General features: G+C 35.8%; 25 protein-coding genes and 1 tRNA gene. 4 read left to right on the top strand and 22 right to left on the bottom strand.

Annotation, left to right across the window (positions count from 1 at the left end):
* Nucleotide 1: 1 nt before the first annotated feature.
* From fliQ to proB, 21 genes are all read right to left on the bottom strand, one after another.
* Entirely contained in the window at nt 2-268 is a 267-nt protein-coding gene (gene fliQ / locus LS65_RS03300) for a flagellar biosynthesis protein FliQ (protein WP_034360582.1), read from the bottom strand.
* Between the two features lie 27 nt (nt 269-295).
* A tRNA-Sec gene (locus LS65_RS09750) sits at nt 296-394 on the bottom strand.
* 51 nt (nt 395-445) lie between these two features.
* Entirely contained in the window at nt 446-1,000 is a 555-nt protein-coding gene (locus tag LS65_RS03295; RefSeq protein ID WP_034360580.1) for an FKBP-type peptidyl-prolyl cis-trans isomerase, read from the bottom strand.
* Nucleotides 997-1,875, bottom strand: a complete 879-nt coding sequence (locus LS65_RS03290; protein ID WP_034360578.1) for a tetratricopeptide repeat protein — start codon at nt 1,873-1,875, stop codon at nt 997-999. Before LS65_RS03290 ends, LS65_RS03295 begins: the two co-directional genes overlap by 4 nt.
* 27 nt (nt 1,876-1,902) lie before the next feature.
* Nucleotides 1,903-2,370, bottom strand: coding sequence for an OmpA family protein (locus tag LS65_RS03285; RefSeq protein ID WP_034360575.1), 468 nt, complete (start codon nt 2,368-2,370; stop codon nt 1,903-1,905).
* Nucleotides 2,371-2,437: 67 nt separating this feature from the next.
* Nucleotides 2,438-3,694 (bottom strand): Tol-Pal system protein TolB, encoded by a 1,257-nt coding sequence (gene tolB / locus LS65_RS03280; protein WP_034360573.1) that lies wholly within the window; start codon nt 3,692-3,694, stop codon nt 2,438-2,440.
* A gap of 23 nt (nt 3,695-3,717) precedes the next feature.
* A complete protein-coding gene (locus tag LS65_RS03275; protein WP_034360570.1) occupies nt 3,718-4,410 on the bottom strand; it encodes an energy transducer TonB in 693 nt (230 codons plus the stop codon).
* Nucleotides 4,411-4,412: 2 nt separating this feature from the next.
* On the bottom strand, nt 4,413-4,814 hold the full coding sequence (locus tag LS65_RS03270; protein WP_034360568.1) for an ExbD/TolR family protein: 402 nt from the start codon (nt 4,812-4,814) through the stop codon (nt 4,413-4,415).
* Between the two features lie 5 nt (nt 4,815-4,819).
* A complete protein-coding gene (locus tag LS65_RS03265) occupies nt 4,820-5,383 on the bottom strand; it encodes a MotA/TolQ/ExbB proton channel family protein (protein WP_034360567.1) in 564 nt (187 codons plus the stop codon).
* A 3-nt stretch (nt 5,384-5,386) separates the two neighbouring features.
* Nucleotides 5,387-5,791, bottom strand: a complete 405-nt coding sequence (gene atpC / locus LS65_RS03260) for an ATP synthase F1 subunit epsilon (protein WP_034360566.1) — start codon at nt 5,789-5,791, stop codon at nt 5,387-5,389.
* An 8-nt stretch (nt 5,792-5,799) separates the two neighbouring features.
* Nucleotides 5,800-7,200, bottom strand: coding sequence for a F0F1 ATP synthase subunit beta (gene atpD / locus LS65_RS03255; protein WP_034360565.1), 1,401 nt, complete (start codon nt 7,198-7,200; stop codon nt 5,800-5,802).
* A 19-nt stretch (nt 7,201-7,219) separates the two neighbouring features.
* Nucleotides 7,220-8,113 carry an ATP synthase F1 subunit gamma gene (atpG, locus tag LS65_RS03250; protein WP_034360563.1) on the bottom strand — a complete coding sequence of 298 codons (894 nt, stop codon included), beginning with the start codon at nt 8,111-8,113 and terminating at the stop codon, nt 7,220-7,222.
* Nucleotides 8,114-8,123: 10 nt separating this feature from the next.
* Nucleotides 8,124-9,641: a F0F1 ATP synthase subunit alpha gene (gene atpA, locus LS65_RS03245; RefSeq protein WP_034360562.1), complete on the bottom strand. Its 1,518-nt coding sequence runs from the start codon at nt 9,639-9,641 to the stop codon at nt 8,124-8,126.
* A gap of 21 nt (nt 9,642-9,662) precedes the next feature.
* Complete coding sequence (locus tag LS65_RS03240) at nt 9,663-10,187, bottom strand: F0F1 ATP synthase subunit delta (protein WP_034360561.1); 525 nt, start codon at nt 10,185-10,187, stop codon at nt 9,663-9,665.
* A complete protein-coding gene (locus tag LS65_RS03235; RefSeq protein WP_034360559.1) occupies nt 10,187-10,702 on the bottom strand; it encodes a F0F1 ATP synthase subunit B in 516 nt (171 codons plus the stop codon). The genes LS65_RS03240 and LS65_RS03235 overlap by 1 nt, the downstream gene beginning before the upstream one ends.
* 9 nt (nt 10,703-10,711) lie before the next feature.
* Nucleotides 10,712-11,137 carry a F0F1 ATP synthase subunit B gene (gene atpF, locus LS65_RS03230; protein WP_034360557.1) on the bottom strand — a complete coding sequence of 142 codons (426 nt, stop codon included), beginning with the start codon at nt 11,135-11,137 and terminating at the stop codon, nt 10,712-10,714.
* Nucleotides 11,138-11,216: 79 nt separating this feature from the next.
* The gene (locus tag LS65_RS03225) at nt 11,217-12,086 is read right to left on the bottom strand and encodes a ParB/RepB/Spo0J family partition protein (RefSeq protein ID WP_034360555.1); all 870 of its coding nucleotides are present in this window, start codon (nt 12,084-12,086) and stop codon (nt 11,217-11,219) included.
* Between the two features lie 5 nt (nt 12,087-12,091).
* Nucleotides 12,092-12,877: a ParA family protein gene (locus LS65_RS03220; protein ID WP_034360553.1), complete on the bottom strand. Its 786-nt coding sequence runs from the start codon at nt 12,875-12,877 to the stop codon at nt 12,092-12,094.
* 9 nt (nt 12,878-12,886) lie between these two features.
* Complete coding sequence (locus LS65_RS03215; RefSeq protein ID WP_084707874.1) at nt 12,887-13,627, bottom strand: biotin--[acetyl-CoA-carboxylase] ligase; 741 nt, start codon at nt 13,625-13,627, stop codon at nt 12,887-12,889.
* Nucleotides 13,621-14,535: a methionyl-tRNA formyltransferase gene (locus LS65_RS03210; protein WP_034360551.1), complete on the bottom strand. Its 915-nt coding sequence runs from the start codon at nt 14,533-14,535 to the stop codon at nt 13,621-13,623. The genes LS65_RS03215 and LS65_RS03210 overlap by 7 nt, the downstream gene beginning before the upstream one ends.
* Entirely contained in the window at nt 14,532-15,326 is a 795-nt protein-coding gene (gene proB, locus LS65_RS03205; RefSeq protein ID WP_034360546.1) for a glutamate 5-kinase, read from the bottom strand. Before proB ends, LS65_RS03210 begins: the two co-directional genes overlap by 4 nt.
* Before the next feature lie 188 nt (nt 15,327-15,514).
* On the opposite strand from proB, the gene LS65_RS03200 reads away from it, so the two are divergent.
* The 4 genes from LS65_RS03200 to LS65_RS03185 are packed head-to-tail and all read left to right on the top strand — an operon-like array spanning nt 15,515 to nt 20,529.
* Nucleotides 15,515-17,077 carry a nickel ABC transporter substrate-binding protein gene (locus LS65_RS03200; RefSeq protein WP_236096606.1) on the top strand — a complete coding sequence of 521 codons (1,563 nt, stop codon included), beginning with the start codon at nt 15,515-15,517 and terminating at the stop codon, nt 17,075-17,077.
* 17 nt (nt 17,078-17,094) lie between these two features.
* The gene (locus LS65_RS03195) at nt 17,095-18,093 is read left to right on the top strand and encodes an ABC transporter permease subunit (RefSeq protein WP_236096605.1); all 999 of its coding nucleotides are present in this window, start codon (nt 17,095-17,097) and stop codon (nt 18,091-18,093) included.
* Nucleotides 18,090-19,814, top strand: a complete 1,725-nt coding sequence (gene nikC, locus LS65_RS03190) for a nickel ABC transporter permease subunit NikC (RefSeq protein WP_052060966.1) — start codon at nt 18,090-18,092, stop codon at nt 19,812-19,814. Before LS65_RS03195 ends, nikC begins: the two co-directional genes overlap by 4 nt.
* Nucleotides 19,798-20,529, top strand: a complete 732-nt coding sequence (locus LS65_RS03185; protein WP_034360544.1) for an ATP-binding cassette domain-containing protein — start codon at nt 19,798-19,800, stop codon at nt 20,527-20,529. The genes nikC and LS65_RS03185 overlap by 17 nt, the downstream gene beginning before the upstream one ends.
* A gap of 21 nt (nt 20,530-20,550) precedes the next feature.
* Here the strand turns inward: LS65_RS03185 and LS65_RS09770 are convergent.
* Nucleotides 20,551-21,343, bottom strand: a 793-nt coding sequence (locus tag LS65_RS09770) for a hypothetical protein (protein ID WP_161976255.1), incomplete at its 5' end; no start/stop codon positions are given.

The raw sequence follows: 21,343 nt of genomic DNA, 5'->3' as shown, positions 1-21,343 counted from the left end.
GCTAAAAATTAATGTTGGAAATCATATCAAAAAGCATACGCGTATAATCTGTAATCATATTTATCATCCACGGCATTGTAAATATGATTACAGCAACAACTGCAAGAATCTTTGGCACAAAAGTGAGTGTCATTTCATTAATCTGTGTGGTAGCCTGAAAAATACTAATGAGTAAGCCCACAATAAGTCCTGCTAAAAGCATAGGAAGCGAGAGAATGAGTGTGAGTTTATAAGTTTGAATCGCAAGTGCCATAAGTTGAGCTTCCATAAAGAATCCTTGAAATAGAATCTAATTTGGCAGGAAGGCGAGAGAATCGAACTCCCCAAAGATTAGACACCTAACCTTTCTATGGGTTTGAAGCCCACGATACCCACCAGAGATACTTGCCTTCCTTAATATTATTTTATAGAATCTAAGGTTACCCCAGATTCTATAAAAATTTTCTTAATGGCTACAGCCACAACCTCCACCACTATGTCCGCCACCACCGCAGCAGCCTCCACCACTATGTCCGCCACCGCTTCCGCAGCCACAACCTCCACCTACGCCACCTTGAAGAATTTCCATTTCTGTGGCTTCGCGCACATCAAGAATTTTTACATCAAAATTGAGTGTTTTGCCTGCAAGTGGGTGATTGTAATCAATGATAACAAACTTATCATTAAAGTCTTTTACACTTACTTGAACTGTTTGTCCATCTTCGCCTTGTCCAAAAAGTGTCATACCAGCTTTTAGTTCAATACCTTCAAATTGGTCTCTTGGCACTTCTTGCACAAAATCGCTTTGATATGTGCCATAAGCATCTTCAGGAGCGATAGTTGCCTTGATGTTATCACCTACATTTGCACCCATAAGAGCGTTTTCAAGTCCGCTAATCACTTGTCCTGAACCAACAAGAAAGTCAAGTGGAGCACCACCTTTGTTTGAATCAAGCAGAGTATTATCTTCTTGGTTGAATACTTCATATTCAATACTGACAATTTTATTTTGTTCAATCATTTCTTTTCCTTATTTTGAATTTTAAGTTTTTTTGCTGTTTGGGCTTCTTTACTTGATGGGTAATTACCTATCAAAGAATCCAAAAACTTATTATAGTTTTTTGTATCTTTGATAGCGTTGAAAGATTGGGCAGTATGAAGCAAAAGTGTAGGCATAAATTTTGTTTTATCATTAGCCATTGCACTTTCTTTATAATATTTAATAGCATTGTTATGGGATTTATTTGCAAAAGCAATTTCACCAAGATAGAAGTTGCTTTCAGGTTTTTTATAGTTGAGTGTGAGTAGCCATTCAAAACGTTCTTTAGCAGATTCGTATTCTTTCTTATTAAAAAGTTCCTGTGCTTGAGCAAAAATTTCAGCCTTTTTGGTTTTATTTTTATTAAAAGGAGGATTTTTTGTTTGAGTGTCTGAAATATGGTTTGTATTGTCTTTATCTGTATTTTTCTGTGAAGAATCCGAGGTAGTATTTAGTTTTTTAAGTTCATTAAGGATAGTTTGATTGAGGGTTGTAAGATGTGTGTTGATTTCTTGAATCTGGGTTTTAAGTTTTTGAATTTCTTGAGTATTTGTAGTTACTTCTTGTTTGAGGTTGTGTAATAAATCAAGCTGTGTTTTTAGTTCTTCAATATCTTTTGTTTGTTGTGTTGTCTGTGTAATTTGTCGTTGTAGTTTTGTGTTTTGAGATTCATAAAGACTTGATATACCTTCTTGAGTTTGTCCTATGGCTTCAACCTTTTGCTGAAGCTGGGTAACGATACTTTGAAGAGCTTTAATATCATTTTTGGTAACACCGCTTTGCTTTTCAAAAGCAGAAGGCTCACCATTTGCAATAGAGGCAAGGACGATGAGAGCAAAAAAAATGCAATACTTCATCAATCCTAACCTCCTTGTATTATTGCATTATTTTGAAAGTTTAAATTCAACGCGTCTGTTTGCTTGGTTACAATCTGGTGTATCAATTGTGCAAGTAGGTTTGCTTTCACCATAGCTTACAGTTTTAATTTGAGAAGCATTTACGCCACGTGCAACGAGAGCATTTTTCACAGCATTTGCTCTTTTTGTGCCAAGCGCATAGTTATAGGCATCAGAACCATAAGAGTCAGTATGTCCTTCAAGCACAACTTTTGCACCTGTATTTTTAAGAGCTGTAGCACTATTTCCAACACGCTCTTCCATATCTGTGCGAATTTCATATTTATCAAAATCAAACAATACTTTTGCATAACCTTCAGCACCATCAGCCGCTAAATCTACAAAATTATCCTTTCCACCAGCTGCAGTGCCACTTCCTGAATCAGCTGCTTCTGGCTCTGAACAACCAACTGAAACAAGAGCAGCTAAAACGCCTATTGCAAGATATTTTTTCATCTTAACTCCTTTAAAAAAATGAAATAAGTGATTATTCTAAGCTATAAAAGTAAATATAAATAAACTTCTACCAATCAAATGCTTGGATTTTCATTTTGGTGAGTGGGAAAAAATAATTTGTATTATAATCTACACGGATAATGCCTAACGCACTTTGAGCCTTATAATGTTTAAGATACATAATGCTTCCACCATCACTTGAATACTTTGGCATTTGATTTTTGCCACTTGCAGTCAAGCGGCGGATATAGTTTGAGCCAGGTGCAAGAGAAATAAGATAGAGATTAAAGGTATTGCTTCCAAATTCGTTATTTGTCTCACGACTTGTATAAACAGCATATTGACCATTTGAAGTAATCGCGCTGTTATTGCGTCCGTGCAAAACAACTTGTTCTGTGCCACCACCATCAATGCGCATCATAAAAATATTTGGGTAACCAAGTCTATCGGAGACAAAAATAATTTCTTTTTCATCATTGACAAATTTGCCATCAACATCAATACCGGAATAATTTGTGAGCCGACGCAAATTTTTACTTTTTGTGTTATAAAGATATAAATCAGAGAGGGCTGTAGGTGAGAGGCTAAGGATAAGATTTTCTCCATTTTTGCTTACATCGGATACCATTGCTACACCCTCACTTCCTACAAGCTGCTCAATTTGCCCTGTGGCAAGATTATGCCTTACAATAGTAGGCACTTCAAGGTATTTTGTGTAATAAATGCTCTCCTGCTTTGAATCCGCCCATTTAGGAAAAATATTCAATCCTCCCTTAACAACAACTTTTTGATAAGTAAGTGTATAGTCAGCAATAAGAATTTCGCTATTGCCTGAAGTGGTGTATTGTGAGAGGACAACTAAACGATTCATCCACTGGATACTTGGTGCGTGGATATAGTTATTTACATCAATAGTCATACGATGCGCAATGAAAGGAAAACGTTTTAATTCATCTTCTGTATAATTTTTTGTATATATGTGTTTTGAGGCATTAATATCATAGAGTGAGATTGTGCCTGTGAGTGTATTTGAAGATTTGCTTACTTTGATTTGTGCAAGAAGATCGATTTTTTTGTCTGCATAATCTTTGTATGTGATATGGGTAGGTTTTACAACGCCCCCATCATTAGCTTGAAAATGCCCACTTACTTTTAAGTCTGCCACAAGCATTTTCAGAATCTTTGTGCCAAAATCGGCGTTATCGCTATCCAACCTTTCTACAACAATGTAGGGAATCTTATTTGTATTTTTCACAATTTCTAAAGTCGCATCAATGGCAAAAAGCTTCAAGCTTAATAGTAAAACTAGAGCAAAAATTCTCATAGAACTCCTTTTGTGCATAGAATCTAATTTTTAAAAGTTATAGCGATTTCCCTTTTACCTTTGGGGTGAGGAGGGAAATGTATCTGTGTGCATTCCTCAAGCATAGCTTTAAGTGAATCATCAAAGACTGCATTACCAGAATATTTTACAACTTTATAGCTAAAAATACCATTTTCTGTAATACGAATATGCACTAATGCTTGTAATTTTTCTTCAACATAGAATGTTTGTTGCCATTGTTGAAACATCATTTTTTCGATTTGAGCATACCATTCATCGTATTCTCCATCACTTTGGTTGCTGTTTGCGCTTATAGTGAGATTACTTAGAGTGTTGAGTTTATTTTGCAAAGATTCTGCACTTGCTTGTAAGTCTTTGAGTTGTTGCTCTTTGCTATTTTGTTCTATTTTTTCACGATTATCCCCTATGGGCGTGTTTTGTGAGGGTGTATCACTATCGATTTTATCAAACATATCCTTAATACCTGAACCTGCAAGTGGATTATTGCTCGCGGTTTGTTTGTTTTGGCTTGGAGTAGGTTTATCGTCAATGATGGCTTCAATACTAATTGCGTGAAGTGCAAGGCTAGATTCCTTTAGAGAAGAATAATGTGTAGGATTTGAATGAAAAAGTGTAAAAACAAGAGCAATAATAAGCAGAAAATAGATACAAAAAGAAATAATACCACTAGTAATAAATAAAAGAGCGTTATTCATTGTTAGCTACTAGTAATAAGAGATACTTTGAGGAAACCGGATTCTTTGGCAGTTTTGAGAATATAAATAACATCTTCATATTTAAGATTCTTGTCAGCACGAATAAAAACATTAATGTCTTTATCGAAATTTTTACTAAAAAGAACAAAGCTGTCTGCAAAATTATTAAACTCATATACTTTATCACGGATATAGATTTTTCTATTAGCACTTACACGAATTTCAAGCATAGAATCTTTTGCAACCTTTTTTGATTTTGAACCTTTGGGAAGCGTAATATCTTCTTGATAGGTGATTGTAGGTGTGCTCACCATAAGAATTGCCAAAAGCACGAGCATAATATCTACAAGTGGAGTGATATTTAGCTCTGGTTTTTCTTCCCAATCAAATCCATCATTTTGCATAAAATCTACTTATTTGAGAGTGTAAGGTCAATTTGCATTTGAATATAGGTAATAATATGATAAGCTTTGCGTTTAAGGAGTAGGGCAAATGAGTAGGCGGGAATAGCTACAAGAATCCCTGCTGCAGTCGCCACAAGGGCTTTTGATATAACAGGGGCTATCACATCAAAAGAGACATTTCCACCTCCGAGCACACTAAAAGTTTCTAGAATCTCAACTACCGTTCCAAATAGTCCAATAAAAGGTGCTGTAGAGGCAATGATATTTAAAAAAACAAGAGATGAAGTGGCTTTTTGTGTGGCTTTGAGTTTCCATACTTGTAGAATCTCTGGTGAAATGCGCCCTTCACTTTTTTCAAGCAAGGCATTTATAAAGGTATTTTTGGGCATCAGAATACTTTTGGTTAGAAGCATATCAAGGCAATGTTTTTCTGTTGATAGCCAATCACTAAGTATAAAACTCTTATAAAAATAAATCCAAAGTGTGATGAGAAAATATAGTGAAAGCCATAAAAGCACAATAATTGTTGTTATTGTGCTTTCTTCAAAGAAAGTTTTGAAGACATCCATATGTTAGATTCTACTCTTTGCAATATTTTCAACACGAGAAACTACCATACCAACAAGTGATGTATCATCTGAAGCTCCTTCCAAGAGAGCTTTAGTGCTTTCGATAGCTGATGAGATTGCAGATTCTGTGTTGCCATCAATAGCTACTGCACCATCAGCAATAATTTTGACGTGAGTTTCTGTCCCAGCTTGAGAGACTTGAGCGTGCCCCCAATTAATCGCTATAAATCCTTTGTCGCCATCTATGCTTTCAAACTCAATAATCCCAATCTTAAGCAAGGAGAGAAGGTCGCAGTGTCCTGGAAAGACACCAAATTCTCCTTCACTACCGGGCACGATGACATATTTTACTTCACCATCATAGATGCGCCCATAAGGAGTTGCAATTCTTAGAGTGATTTTTTCCATAATTTCCCCTATGCACTTTGAATCTTTTGCGCTTTTTCTAGCACCTCTTGAATATTGCCTACCATATAAAATGCGTTTTCAGGAATATGGTCATATTTGCCTTCCAAAATACCTTTGAATCCTTCAAGCGTTTCTTCAAGCGTTACATATTTACCTGGACTACCTGTAAAAATCTCTGCCACAAAGAATGGCTGAGAGAGAAACTTCTCAATTTTTCTTGCTCGATCCACAATTTGCTTATCTTCTTCAGAAAGCTCGTCCATACCTAAAATAGCAATAATGTCTTGTAGGTCTTTATATTTTTGCAATACTTGCTGAATACCAGTAGCGATTTTGTAATGTTCTTCACCAACAACTTGTGGGTCAAGGATTCTAGAAGTAGAATCAAGGGGATCGACCGCAGGGTAAATACCTTTTTCTGATATTTTTCTATTCAAAACGGTTGTTGCATCAAGATGTGAGAATACAGATGCTGGAGCTGGGTCAGTCAAGTCATCAGCTGGTACATATACTGCTTGAACAGAAGTGATTGAACCTTTTTTGGTTGAGGTAATACGTTCTTGAAGTTTGCCCATTTCACCAGCAAGTGTAGGTTGATAACCAACGGCTGACGGAATACGTCCAAGAAGTGCTGACATTTCAGAGCCAGATTGAGCATATCGGAAAATATTGTCAATAAACATAAGCACATCAAGTCCTTTTTCATCACGGAAATACTCTGCCATTGTTAAACCAGTAAAAGCAATGCGGTTTCTAGCACCTGGTGGTTCATTCATTTGTCCATAGCATAGAGCAACTTTATCTAAAACACCACCTTCTTTCATTTCATTGTAAAGGTCATTTCCCTCTCTTGTGCGCTCACCTACACCAGCAAATACAGAGTAACCACTATGTTTGTAAGCAACATTATGAATAAGCTCCATAATAACAACAGTTTTGCCGACACCTGCACCACCAAATAGACCAACTTTACCTCCCTTTGAATAAGGTGCAAGCAAATCAACAACTTTAATGCCTGTTTCAAACATTTCTGTTCTCGTGCTTTGTTGATCAAAAGTTGGTGCTTCTCTATGGATAGGCCATTTAATATCGCTAGTAAGAGGTTCACCATCATCAATAATATCACCTGTAACATTAAAGATTCTACCTAGCACTGCTTCACCAACAGGCACTTCAATCATTTTACCACGAGCCTTTACTTCTTGCCCACGTGTAAGTCCCTCTGTCATATCCATAGCAATTGTTCTTACACGATTATCTCCAAGGTGTGAAGCAACCTCTAATACCAACTTATTCTCTTTTCCTTCAATATTAAAAACCACATCAATGGCTTCATTAATCATTGGTAGATAAGAGCTGAATTCGACATCTACTACTGGACCCATTACCTGCGTAATTTTACCTTGCATTTCTTCTCCTTTGTAAAGTTTATTTAATGGCTTCGACACCAGCATTAATCTCAACAAGTTCTGTTGTGATTGCTTCTTGTCGCGCTTTATTAAGGGCAATTGTGAGACTTTTCACTAAATCCCCTGCATTATTTGTTGCCGCATCCATTGCCTGAATTCTAGCACTATGTTCAGCTGCTAAAGAATCTACAAGAGCATAATACATATTGTATTGAATATACTTTCTTGCAAGTGCATCAAGCACTTCATCTTCTCCATCTTCTGGTTCCACATTGAGCGTAGAAACCTTCTCCATTTCATCAATGTTAATTGTGATTGGCAAAACAGCTTGAATTTCAAGTTCTTGAGAAATCATATTCTTGAATCCATTATGCACAATTATCACTTCATCAGTTACACCATTGAGAAAATCATTAACCACATTATCAATAAAGTGTGCAGCTTTTTCAAAAGCAGGCATAGAACTTAAGCCTATCGCTTTATCAAGCACTTCAATATCATTAAAAGCAAAAAATGAAATCCCTTTTTTGCCAATGCCTCTTAGGCGCACTTTAATACCTTGTTGCTTGTATGTTTCCATAAGTCGCACTACTTCTTTGATTACGGTTGCATTAAATCCTCCGCATAAACCTTTGTCAGCTGTAATAAAAATAATATCAAGCTTTTTGATTTCACGATCTTTAGACTTTATAAAGTAATGGCTATTAATACTATCAAGACCACGCAAACGAATTCTTGCCACAACATCGTGAAACATTGCACTAAGTTGTTTTGCATAAACTTTAGAACGTTTTGCTAACTCTTCAGCTTTTTTAAGTTTGGAGCTAGAAACAAGTTTCATCGCTTTTGTTGTTTTTTGCGTATTTTTGACACTTGTTATTTGTTTCCTTATCTCTTTAAGGTTGCCTCCCATATCAGCTCCTTTATTGTGCCCCAAAATTTATTTTAAATTCTTTAAGTGCTTTGTTTAACTCAACTTCAATATCTTTATCAAGTGCTTTTTTTGCACTAATATCTTCAAGAATCTTAGGATATTTGGCTTCAAGGAATGGATAAAGTTCGGCTTCAAATGCGACTACTTCATTGGCTGGAATATCATCAAGCAAACCATTTGCACCTGCATAGATAATAATCACTTGTTTCTCTATTACAAGAGGTGAATATGGAGGCTGTTTAAGAACTTCCACCATTCTTTGCCCTCTTTCGAGTTGCTTACGGCTTGTTTCATCAAGGTCAGAAGCAAATTGTGAAAAGGCTTGAAGTTCTCTGTATTGAGCCAAATCAAGTCGCAATGTTCCAGCCACTTGTTTTGTAGCTTTAATTTGTGCTGCCCCACCAACCCGTGAAACAGATAAACCTACATTAATAGCAGGACGAATACCTGAATTAAACAAGTCAGTTTCAAGGAATATTTGTCCATCAGTAATAGAAATAACATTTGTTGGAATATACGCTGCAACATCTCCTGCTTGTGTTTCAATAATGGGCAATGCAGTAAGAGAACCAGCACCCAATTCATCATTAAGTTTCGCAGCTCTTTCAAGGAGTCTAGAGTGGAGATAGAATACATCACCAGGGAAAGCTTCACGTCCAGGCGGGCGTCTTAAAATAAGAGACATTTCACGATATGCCACAGCGTGCTTACTCAAGTCATCATAAATTATGAGTGCGTGTCGCGCGTTATCTCTAAAATATTCACCAATCGTAACACCTGTGTATGGTGCAAGGAATTGCATTGCAGCTGAGAATGAAGCAGGAGCATTTACCACGACTGTGTATTCCATAGCCCCGTGTTCTTCAAGTTTGCGCACAACTTGAGCCACAGTAGATTCTTTTTGTCCAACAGCGACGTAGATACAAATAACATCTTGTCCCTTTTGATTGATAATTGTATCTATTGCAACTGTTGTCTTTCCTGTTTGTCTATCTCCAATAATAAGTTCTCTTTGTCCTCGCCCGATTGGCACAAGTGCATCAATTGCCTTAAGACCTGTTTGAAGCGGTTGATGGACAGATTTTCGTTTCATAATGCCTGGAGCTTTTTCTTCAACAAAGCGGAATTCATTTGCTTCGATTGCCCCTTTGCCATCAAGTGGCTCACCTAATGTATTGATAACACGTCCTACAACCGCATCACCAACTGGCACTTTCATTAGCTTTTTGAGACGCTTAACAGAACTTCCTTCTTTAATCGTGCGTCCAGAACCAAGAACCACGACACCAACACTACTTTCTTCGAGGTTAAATGCAATGCCTGTATCACCTGTGTCAAATTCAACCATTTCGTAATACATAACATTATTAAGACCATAAACTTTTGCTACACCATCGGCATAAGCAATAACTTTACCTGTTTCGCTAATATCAATATTGATATTAAAACTTTCAATTCGCTCTTTAATAATTGAACTAATCTCTTCTGACTTGATTTTTGTTGCCACTTGTCTCTCCTTTGTGTTAAATTAAAGTGCTTTAAGAATGTGATGTTTTAAATCACTACTGAAACGTTCTTTAGAAAAAGATACTTCAATACCTAAATCTTCAACGCTTAACTTGATGCCTTCTGCCCCACTCAATTTCTGCTTAATGCTAAGTTTGACACCAAGCTTATTAGCCAAAGCAGATTGAATCTTCTCTAGTGTTGCACTATCAAGATCTTCTTTAGTTGTAAGTATGGCAGCATACTCTTTTTTACGTGCAAGCAAACGTTTTTCAAGTTCATTGCTGATGTAAGGAATGAGTAATATTCTATCCGCTTCTGCTAAAAGACGAAAGAAATTTTGAAGTTTGGCATCAACCTGACCCACGCTTTCTAGCAGGAATTGTTCTTTTTGAGTTTTGCTTAAAAAAGGTGAAGCAATAATATCTATAATTTTCTTATCTCTTAAAGCAAGAGAGAATCCTTTTAGGACATTAAGTGCTTCATCTAGATCACTTCCAGAATCCATAAGGGCTTGCGTGTATTTTTTAGCAATAATATAGAGCATTATGAAATCCTTTTTGTAATAATATTAACATATTCTTCTTTATTGAGGCGAACATCATCGCTTTTAATAAGCTCATTAAGAAGCTTATTGACACTCTCTTGCACTGCTTTTCTTTGCTCAAATTCAATATTTGCTTCTAGAGCATATTTTAATGTCTCAATGTCTTTTTTGATTTGATCATTGTATTTTTGTTCCACTAAATAAGCTTCTTGTTTGGCAGCATTAATAATAGATTTAGCTCTTTCTTTGCTTTCTTCTAAACGTTTTTGTGCTGCTTCTTTTTCTTGTTTTACTTTATGGAAATTATTTTGCGCTTCTTGAAGACGAGCTGCAATGGCATTTTTTCTATTTACAAAAATACCCTTGATAGAATCAAAAGCAAAATACCATAAAATTGCTACGAAAATAACAAAGTTGATGACACGTTGGACAAAATCACTTTCCTCAATACTTGCAGATGCGAGAAGTAAAGAGGGAAAAACCACACAGAGTGTTATACAAAGAAACTTTTTCATCACAACCCCCTAGATTTGTTTAAGTTTCGCATTTAATGCTGTTTTGAATATAGGAAGTTGCTCAAGAAGATCTGTATAGAGCTGTGATTTCTGCTCTTCTATTTCTTGTTTAGCTTGGGCAAACTTATTTTCATTTTCAGCCTTTTTGGCATTGATTTTCTCTTCATAGGCTGTTTTTGCTTCTTTTGTTGCATTGTCTAGAATTTGTGCAGCTTCTTTGCGTGCTAAAGAAAGTATTTGTGTTATTTCATTTTCAATGGTTTCAATATCTCCTTTATGGCTTTGAGTGTTTGAAATCTCACGATTAATAAAATCTTCTCTATTATCCATAAAGGCAAACATAGGTTTAAAAAGCCATTGATTCAGTAGATAGATGAGAAGCATAAAAGTGATGAAAACAAGTAGCATAAGGTAAGGATTAAGGGTAATGCTCATTCTGTCCTCCTTTTGTAGAATTTTACGGAAACTTGGATTATTCTAACAAGTTAATATATATTAAACCTTAAAGTTCAAGTTATTTTGATACTTTTTTTATTAAGGTGGCAATTTCCACATCATTTTTAAAGGAAAGTGTAATTTTTGATTCAATAATTTGACTTTGTATGCCTAATGATTCTAATTTATCTTTAAGCGTGTGTAATAGTTGATTGTCGAGATTATGTATATTTTTTTTAGGAGATTTTTTACTTCCATTTTGTTTGTCTTTTATTTTTTTAATGAGTGTTTCAGTATCACGCACACTTAATTTTTGTCCTATGATAGAGTTAGCCACAAGCCTCTGTTCATTTTCATCAAGAGTAACAAGCATTTTTGCGTGTCCTTGTGAAATTTTATCTTCATTGAGCATATCCTTAACTTCGTCGCTAAGTTGCAAAAGACGTAAAGTATTAGTAATTTGTGTGCGTGATTTATTGATACGTTTAGAAAGCTCTTCGTGTGTAATGCCATATTCTTCAAGAAGTTCTTGATAAGAGAGAGCTAATTCAATCGCACTTAATTCCTCACGTTGAATATTTTCAATGATAGCGAGTTCGCGCATACGCTTGAAGTCAATCTCTGCGACAATGGCTCGAATATTACTTAACCCCGCAAGTTTTGAAGCACGAAGTCTCCTCTCTCCTGCAATAAGAATATAATCTCCATCACCATTGTCATAGACAACAATAGGTTGGAGTAATCCGTGCTCTTGGATAGATTCTGAAAGTTCTTGCAGTGCTTGTGGATTAAAAGTCTTGCGTGGCTGGTAGGGATTTGGCTTAATAATATCAATATCAAGGTCTAGCACAAGCGAAGAATTATCACTTAAGCTTTGTTCATATGCCTCTGCTGTTTCAGTAAGTATTGCTCCAAGCCCTCTACCCATTGCCAACTTTTTTTTAGCCATTGTTCTTATGCTCCTTGTAAGATAACACGAGCAAGATTTTCATAAGCCACACTTCCATTGGAGCGATTATCATAAAGCATTATAGGTTTGCCAAAACTTGGAGATTCTGCGAGTTTGACACTACGTGGAACGATAATAAATTCACCCTTTTCTTTAAAAAGATCTTTACTAAAATGTTGTGTAAGCTCTTCAAATACTTGTCTTGAAAGATTATGTTGTCCTGAATACATAGTGGGCAAAAATCCTTTAATATTAAGACGCGGGTTAATCGTATCTTTAAGAAGTTTAATTGTATTTAGCAATTGCGCTAATCCCTCAAGCGCAAAAAATTCACATTGAATCGGCACGATAACAGAATCTGCAGCAGCAAGAGCATTAACGGTAAGTGAGCCTAATGCAGGAGGAGAGTCAATAACAATAAAGTCATACTGATTTTTTATCTCTTCAATTTTTTTACTTAAAAGAAGTTCGCGTCCTTTGATGTTGTTTTTATTATAAAATTCTTTCTCAATGCCTGCTAGACCAATGTTTGAAGGTGCAATATCAAGATTTGGAATATCTGTTTTAAGTATAATTTGTGAAAGTTTTTTTGAGCCTGTAAGCACGTGATACATATCAAATTCTATTTTATTACGGCGAATACCAAAGCTCGTTGTCGCATTTGCTTGGGGATCATAGTCAATAATAAGCACATTTTTATTTGCTGAAGCTAAAAAAGCTGCCAGATTCACAGCAGTGGTTGTTTTACCTACACCACCTTTTTGATTTGCTATTGTTATAATTTCACACATAGTCTCTCCTTATCGTAAGCTGTAAATTCTTTTTCCATTCACGCTCAAAGAGCCATCTTCATTAAGAATCACATCTTTTAAACTGACGCGTTCTTCATTGAGATGAAAAAAAAATGAATTATTTTTGTGAAATTCTAACTTATAAATACTAAAAATCTGCTTCCACGATATAAAATTTTCAAAGCTTTCAAAAAAATCCTCTAAAAAGCTTTTAGGCTGTATATTGATGCTTATAGATTCTTCTAAAGTAGCGTATTTTTGGGAAATTAAAGAGGTAAGTGGATTATAAAGATTTATGCCTATACCACAGATGAGATTATCCTGCACTTTTTGCGTAAGAATCCCACCAATTTTATGCCTCTTAATATACAAATCATTAGGATATTTAAGCCATACATTTGAGCCTAGTGAAGCAAGAAATTCACGTATAATGACGCCAAAAAATATTGAGCTTGATTCTATTTTTAAGTCTTGTGGCAGACTATTTAAAGGTAGTGCAAACGAAAACATAAGTCCTCGTGGCATATTTTCCCATTGGTTTCCTCGACTCCCTATACCTTGTGTTTGGTGTGTAGCTTGGATACAAAAAGGAGGAGTGAATTTTTGACTTTTAAGCATTTCAATGGCATAAGTTTGGGTAGAGGGTAATGTATCAAAATGATACATTTGTTTTTTAAGCAATGTAATAAAGGTAGATGTAAAAATATATTGCTGCGTATTGCTATTATTTTGCGATGTCTCATTTAGCATAATATATCGCCAACATTTAATCTTTTGCCGCGTAGGTAAATTGCAGCATTAAGCTTTGCCTTCCCTTCTTGTTGCAATGAGCCTATACGCACACTTCCGCATTTACAGCCAATGACAATGCTTTGAGATTCTATGTTTAAAATTTCACCTACTTTGTGAGTGTTGCAGGATTCTATAAGGGCGACATCAAAGAGTTTAAGTGTGTAGCCTTTTGTGCTCTTTATAAAAATATGAGGCCATTCACAATAAGCGAGATAGTGTCTATATACATCATTAGCAGATTCTAAACTTACGCAGCCATCACTTTTTTTGATTTTTGTGCAATAGCTTGCATCAGCATTGATTTGTCTTAAAGGCTCAATTTTTTGCAAATGCGTAAGCACATATTGTGCTAGTTTTGCTCCAATAGATGCGAGTTGTAAGGATAGCTCTGTAATGCTTTGTCTAGTGTTTGGCAAATATGATATACCCAAAATATCACCTTCATCAAGCTTTTCATTCATTTTCATAGCGGTTATACCAAAATATGCATTTTGGGAGAGAATCATTTGCTGTAAAGGGCTTGCACCACGCCATAGTGGCAAGATGGAAGCGTGAATATTAATGCAAGGTGCAATATCCAAAAAGGCTTTGGGGAGAATTTTCCCGTATGCCACCACAAGTATAGCATCAGGTTTTAGGGCTTGAAGTGTGGCAATCACAGATTCAGTTATTTTATCAGGCTGGAGAATCTGTATATCTTGTGATAAAAAAGTTTCTTTTGTGTGTGGAGATTTGAGCTCGCCTTTACGTCCAAATGGCTTATCAGGCTGACAGATAAGTGCGAGAATCTCAAATGTCTTGTTTTCTATCAATGGAGCAAAGATTGCTGAAGCAAAGGCAGGTGTCCCAGCAAGGATAAGTTTCATATAAGTGCCTCTATATCCTTAGAATCCGCAGGGCAAAATAGTGTGCCAGAGGTGTGCTTTTTATGGAGTAAAAAATCTCGCAATACATTGAGTTTTCGCCCGTGGCTTAAAAACATCATTTCTCTATGTTGAAGTAAAAAGTTAGCCGCTAAGAGTTTAGTAACAATGCCGCCAGTAGCAAAATTTTCATTTGGTGTATGGCTTTCTTCTAAGGCACTAGGTGCGATTGTATGCACGATAGGGAGGATTTTTGCATCACTATGATGATGTGGATTTTTATCAAAGTAGCCATCAATATCACTTAGAATCACAAGAATCTTTGCGCCAAAATAATGCGCTACATACGCACCCAGCCTATCATTATCGCCAAATACAATTTCATCGGTAGCAATTGTATCATTTTCATTAATAATAGGAAGCACATTGTGAGCTAAAAGCGTATCAATTGTGTTTCGTGCATAATCTGTATGCCTGCGTGAATCAAAATCGCGCCATACAAGTAAAAGTTGAGCGATAGTAATATTGTATTGCTCAAAAGCATTGCGATAAGATTCCATAAGTAAGGGCTGCCCAATGCTTGCTAAAGCTTGTCTATTTTGTAATATATTTTTATCAATATGCAAAGCAGTATGCCCACTTGCTACTGCTCCAGAGCTTACAAGAATTACATCATATTGTGTTTTTAATTCGCTAATGATTTTTGCAAGTGCTTGAATCTGTGTTTTATCAATGACTTTGCCATTGCAGAGATTTGATGAGCCGACTTTTAAAACGATACGTGGTTTTTGCATATATGCCCTTTTTTAAAAATAAAGAGCGCATTATATCTAACATCGCCCTTAAATCGCTTAAAAATGATTATGTGAATCTTGAATAAAAATTTTAGCGTAGGGTATTAATAATACTTAATTTATTTTTTTATGCAATGAGTATGATATACTATATATTATTGATATTTTTAATTTTTCGAGGAGAGAAAGTGCGTGTCATCATAGCGGTGCTTATGTGTATAGGCATAATGTATGGGAAAAATATACTCACGATGGCAGTATCTGGAAATGTTGGAGTAATGAATCCACAGGGCTATCAAGGTAATGAAATGTTTGCACAAAATGCTATTTATGAGGGTTTAGTGAGTGTAGATAAAAAAGGTAATATTATTCCAAGCCTTGCAACTTCGTGGAGCGTGAGTAAAGACGGATTAAGTTATGATTTTATACTGCGAGAGAATGTGAAGTTTTCTAATGGTGAGGCATTTAACGCCGATGCAGTAGTGATAAATTTTACATCAGTGCTGAAAAATAGAATCAGACATTCGTGGAGTGGCTTGATTCTGCGCCTTGAGGGTGTAGAAAAGTTAGGTGAATTCAAAGTGCGCCTTAAGCTTAAAGCCCCTTATACACCTACACTAAATGAGCTTGCTGTGCCACGTCCATTTAGATTCCTTGCCCCGAGTGCATTTCCACAAGACTTGAATCTCATTAAATATAACCCAAAGCCCATTGGCACAGGTCCTTATATGCTTACCCAATCTGTGCTAGGTGTAAGTGATACAATGCAGAAAAATCCGCATTATTGGAATAAAGACGCGTATAATGGTATGTATTATGATGAGATTTTTTTCAAAGTGATTTTTGACCCAAACTCAAAAATTGCTGCATTAAAAAGCGGACAGGTGGATTTAATTTATGGAAATGACCAGATTCCATTAGAGATTTTTAAAAGTATGCGCAAAGATTCAAAATTTGCTACCTATCTTAGCCCACCTATTCGTAGCACAAGCCTTTTGCTTAATTCCTCAGCACCAGCTTTCATTTTAAATGATGAAAAGGATTCGATAGCATTACGTAAAAATATTATTTTGGGTATTGATAAAACAAAGATTGTTCGAGCAGTATTTGGAGATTTACAAGAGAGCGCAGATATGCTTTTTTCACCTACATTTTACCAAACACTAGGCACACAGATTTCATTTTCTACACCCTATCAACCACAAGAAGCCAAACAAGCTATCGCTTTACTTTTGCAAGATTCTAAAGCTACATTATTACGTGAAAAAGGTGTAGAAATACTCTTTATGGGAAATAATCCTGTGCATAGAATGATTGCTGAAATCCTGCAAAATGAATTTAAGCAATTAGGGATTAAAGTGCGTTTGAGCGCGAGTGAGCCAACAATTTATGCAAATCGTTTGCTTCAAGGTGCATTTGATGTGGCGTTTCACGAAACTTGGGGTATGCCTTATGAACCTTTGAGCGAGTTATATTCAATGCGTGTGCCTGGACACGGCAGTTATGCTGCATTATTAGGATTAAGTTCAAAAGCTGCAATTGAAGAGCTGATTTTGCGATTAATATCGCTTCCTCCTAAAACCAAAGCTTTTTTGGACACACTTAATGAAGTTGTGGTTTTATTGCGAGACAGTAGTATTTTTATACCGCTTACTTATCAAAGAAACAAAGCAGTCGCTCATAAAAAGATTAAGGGTATCAATATGGGAGTGCTTGGTTATGAAGTGCCATTTTGGGAAATGTATGAGTGAGGGCTTAAGGAGAATATATGAAGCGACTTATTTTTTATAGAATCTTATGGCTTGTGCCTATTATGTTTGTGGCATCTTTGGTGGTATTTTGTTTATTGCGTTTAAGTGGAAGCGACCCTGTGATGACTTATATTATTAATTCTAATCTTCCTGCCACACCTGAACTTGTGGAGGAGATTCGCCATAGTTTTGGGCTAGATAAACCAATTCTCACGCAATATGTTTTGTGGCTACAAAGTGCAATGCAGCTTGATTTTGGAACATCATATATGACAGGGAGAAGTGTGAGTGAAGATTTTTTACATTTTTTGCCAACAACTCTTATACTGGTTGCCTGTGGTTTTGTGCTTACCTTTATATGTTCTGTGCCATTAGGGATTCTAAGTGTGTATTATCATAATAGATTCCCTGATTTTCTCATTCGTTTTTTTTGTTTTATTGGTGTAAGCACACCAAATTTTTGGTTTGCTTTTTTACTTATGCTGTTTTTTTGTATTTATCTTGGGTGGTTACCAGCAATAGGCATAGAGGGAGCGCAAAGCTTTATCTTGCCGAGCATAAGTATTGCGCTAATGTCAATATGTATCAATACGAGATTAATTCGGGCTAATATGTTAGAGGCTCAAAAAGATAGATATGTAATTTATGCAAAGATGCGTGGCATTAAAGGCTGGAGGCTTTATGTCAAGCATATTTTTTATAATGCGTTTTTACCTATTTTTACGGCAATGGGTATGCACCTTGGTGAGTTGATTGGTGGGGCACTTGTGATTGAGAGTGTCTTTGCCCTGCCAGGTATTGGGCTTTATAGTATTCAGGGCATAGCTAATCACGATTATCCTGTGATTCAATGTTTTATCGTTGTATTAAGTTTTTGTTTTGTGTTGTGTAATGCAATAGTAGATATTTGCTATGGATTGCTTGACCCACGCATACGCAAACAAATGGAAAATGCAGAAAATGCACAAAAAGGACAGGTTTATCATTTTGAATCTGCTATTAAGGAGAATGTATGAATAAAAATACAAATACTTTACATTCTCATAATTTAGCACATTTTGGTTGGTGGGGTAAGGTGGCACTCATAAGTGTGAGTGTTATCATACTTATTGCAATTTTTGCACCTATTCTTGTTCCTTATGAACCAGATATGCAGGATTTAAGTGCGATGTTAGCTCCTATGAGCGCAGAACATTGGCTTGGCACAGATTATTTAGGACGAGATATATTCTCTAGGATTCTCTATGGGGCAAGTATTTCTTTGGGCTGCACTTTTGTTATTCTTGCGTGGATTGTGGTTTTAGGTGTAAGTGTAGGTGGGCTATGTGGATTTATTGGCGGACGCATTGATACTCTCTGTATGCGTGTTTGTGATGTCTTTATGGGTATGCCTACTATCGCACTTTCTTTGTTTTTGATAGGTATGCTTGGGGTAGGGTTAGAAAATGTGATGATTGCAATCATTGCTACGCATTGGGCTTGGTATGCGAGAATCGTGCGAAGTATTGTGTTTAATCTTAAAAACAAAGAGTTTGTTACACTTTCCTATACTTTTGGCGCAAATGGTTGGCAAAGATTCAAGCGACATTTGCTTGTGCCAATTTTTTCTCAATGCGCAGTTATCGCGAGTATGGATATAGGACATATTATGCTGCATATTGCTGGGTTATCATTTTTAGGGCTTGGAGTGCAGCCACCAATACCTGAATGGGGTATTATGCTCAATGAAGCAAAAGATTATATGTGGGATTATCCTATGCTTATTCTTTACCCGGGATTAGCACTTTTTGTGAGTGTGGCATCGTGTAATTTGCTTGGAGAGGCATTGAGAGATTATTTTGGGGTGCAAAATATGCTCAATGATTTAAATAAAAAATATGAGAGGGTTAAAGATTCTAAACAGATCCTTTCTAAAAATATTTCCCTCTCAAATGTACAAACTTTGCAGGTGCGTGATTTGCATATTTGTATGGATTCTACACCTCTTATTTCTCATCTTAATCTTAAAATCAAAAGTGGAGAATGTGTGGCATTACTTGGTAAAAGTGGAAGTGGTAAATCTATAAGTGCCCTTGCTTTGCAGGGATTCCTTGCAAGTAATCTTACACAAACAAGCGGTGAGATTATGCTTGATAATGAAGTGATTAATCCCCGGTATTATCGCTCACTTGCTTTTGCAAGTATTATGCAAAATCCACGAACTTGTTTTAATCCGCTTTTAAGCATACATTATCACCTTAAAGAAACACTTCAGGCTCTTCATAAGCCCTACGATAAATCATTTATATTACAATGCCTTCAAGAATCTGGCTTTAACACGCAAGCATCTCATACGCAAACAAAATCATACGCACAATATGTGCTTGATTCTTATCCTTTTGAATTAAGTGGAGGTATGTTGCAACGAGTAATGATAGCTTTAGCATTGCTCACTCAAGCTCCATTTATAATTGCTGATGAACCAACAAGTGATTTGAATAGAGATGTAGCATTTGAGATTCTTGAGACTTTACATACATTACAAATGCAGAAAAAGATTGGTATTTTACTTATTACACACGATTTAGAGGTAGTCGCAAATATGGCACAATATGTATATGTGGTAGATAAGGGCAAGATTGTAGAAGATATGGCTTTGGATAAAGATTTTTATCTTTATACTCCAAAAACACCTACAACAAAGCATTTGAAAGACATATATACAAGTAAGGAAAAAAGCTATGTTAAAACTTTGTGATGTATCTTATCAATATAAATCATATAGATTCTTTAAAACAACACAAAATAATGTATTAAAACATATTTCTTTAGAATTAAATGAAGGGGAGAGTCTTGCAATTATGGGGAAAAGTGGTTGTGGTAAAAGCACATTAGCTCAAATTGCCTGTGGGCTACTTAGCCCAACACTCGATGAGTTGGGACATAGAGGAGAGGTATATTTTAATAATCAACCTCTTAAACTCTCTTCAATACACCAAAGGCGTTTATTTTACACACAAGTGCAGATTCTCTTTCAAGATTCTATAGGCTCGCTTAATCCGCGTTTGAGTTGTTTAGAGAATCTTATTGAGCCACTTATATATTTGCGTGGCACAACTTATAAGGAGAATTTAAAACATATTGAATCTTTGCTTGAAACATTAGGGTTGCAAAGGGAGATTTTAGAAAAAAATGTAGCAATGATTTCAGGAGGTGAAGCCCAAAGAATATGCCTTATACGAGCACTGCTTGTAGAGCCAAAACTTCTTATTCTTGATGAAAGCACTTCCGGACTTGATTATGAGCTGTGTTTAGAGGTGATTGCGTTTCTTAAAGAATGGCAAAAAGAGCAAAATCGCACAATTTTACTTATTACACACGATGAGGCAGTAGCCAAAAGGCTATGCAATAATGTATGTGTAATGAATGCACAAGGTGAGCTAAAAACCAATCCTAAAGGTATTGAGGTTTGAATAAAGATTCTAAAACAAATCTTAAGGCACTTCAAAGATATAATCTCTAAGTGGCAACTTAAAGATATTTTGATTATGCTGTGTCGCATCTTGTAGGGTTTGAGATTGCCTAAAAAGTGTTTTTAGCAGAGGCTTTAGAGCAATATAGGGTATTCCAAAGGCATTGCTGGCATAAACCAAGCGATATTTTTGTGTAAGCTGCTCTATATATTGCGCATTTATGTTGTGAATTGTGCTACTATTTAGGATTATTAAATCTCCACTTTGTGGTGTAGTAACACTATCATTATTATAAATACTTAGTGGTGATTGTGGATTGTAATGCCATAGTTTCATTTTCTCCCATAGTGTTGGGGAATTTTCATCTTTTGTCTTGATATCAAAATGTGGTGTATGATAGATTGTTTCTAAATATTGTGCAAAATAGCCCCAATACCAAGTGGCATAATTTTCACCACGTCCATTGCCCTCAAAATAAAGCGTAAGCGTTTGATTGGTATTTGCTTTCTCCTTTGCTCTGTGTGCGACAAAAGCTAGGGTATCGTGAAACTTTATTCCCTCAACCTTCAAAGTTATATAGCTATATATGCCCATAGGTATAGTGTTTATACACATAAGAAAAGCACAGAGTATAACTATACTTTTAAAGATTCTATATTGTATAAGATTTAGATGATAGAGAAAATAAAGCATTGCACTAAGACTTACAAAATAAATAGGAATAAGGTAGTAAAGTTCAAAAAGATGAAGTTTAATAAATGCACATAAATATAAGAATCCACCCAAAAGCAGACTATCCCAAAAGATATGCCTT

Source organism: Helicobacter japonicus (assembly GCF_000762845.2).
Classification (GTDB): Bacteria; Campylobacterota; Campylobacteria; order Campylobacterales; family Helicobacteraceae; genus Helicobacter_C; species Helicobacter_C japonicus.
Note: the sequence above shows the minus strand (reverse complement) of the source record. Positions and strands in the feature narration are given on the sequence as shown.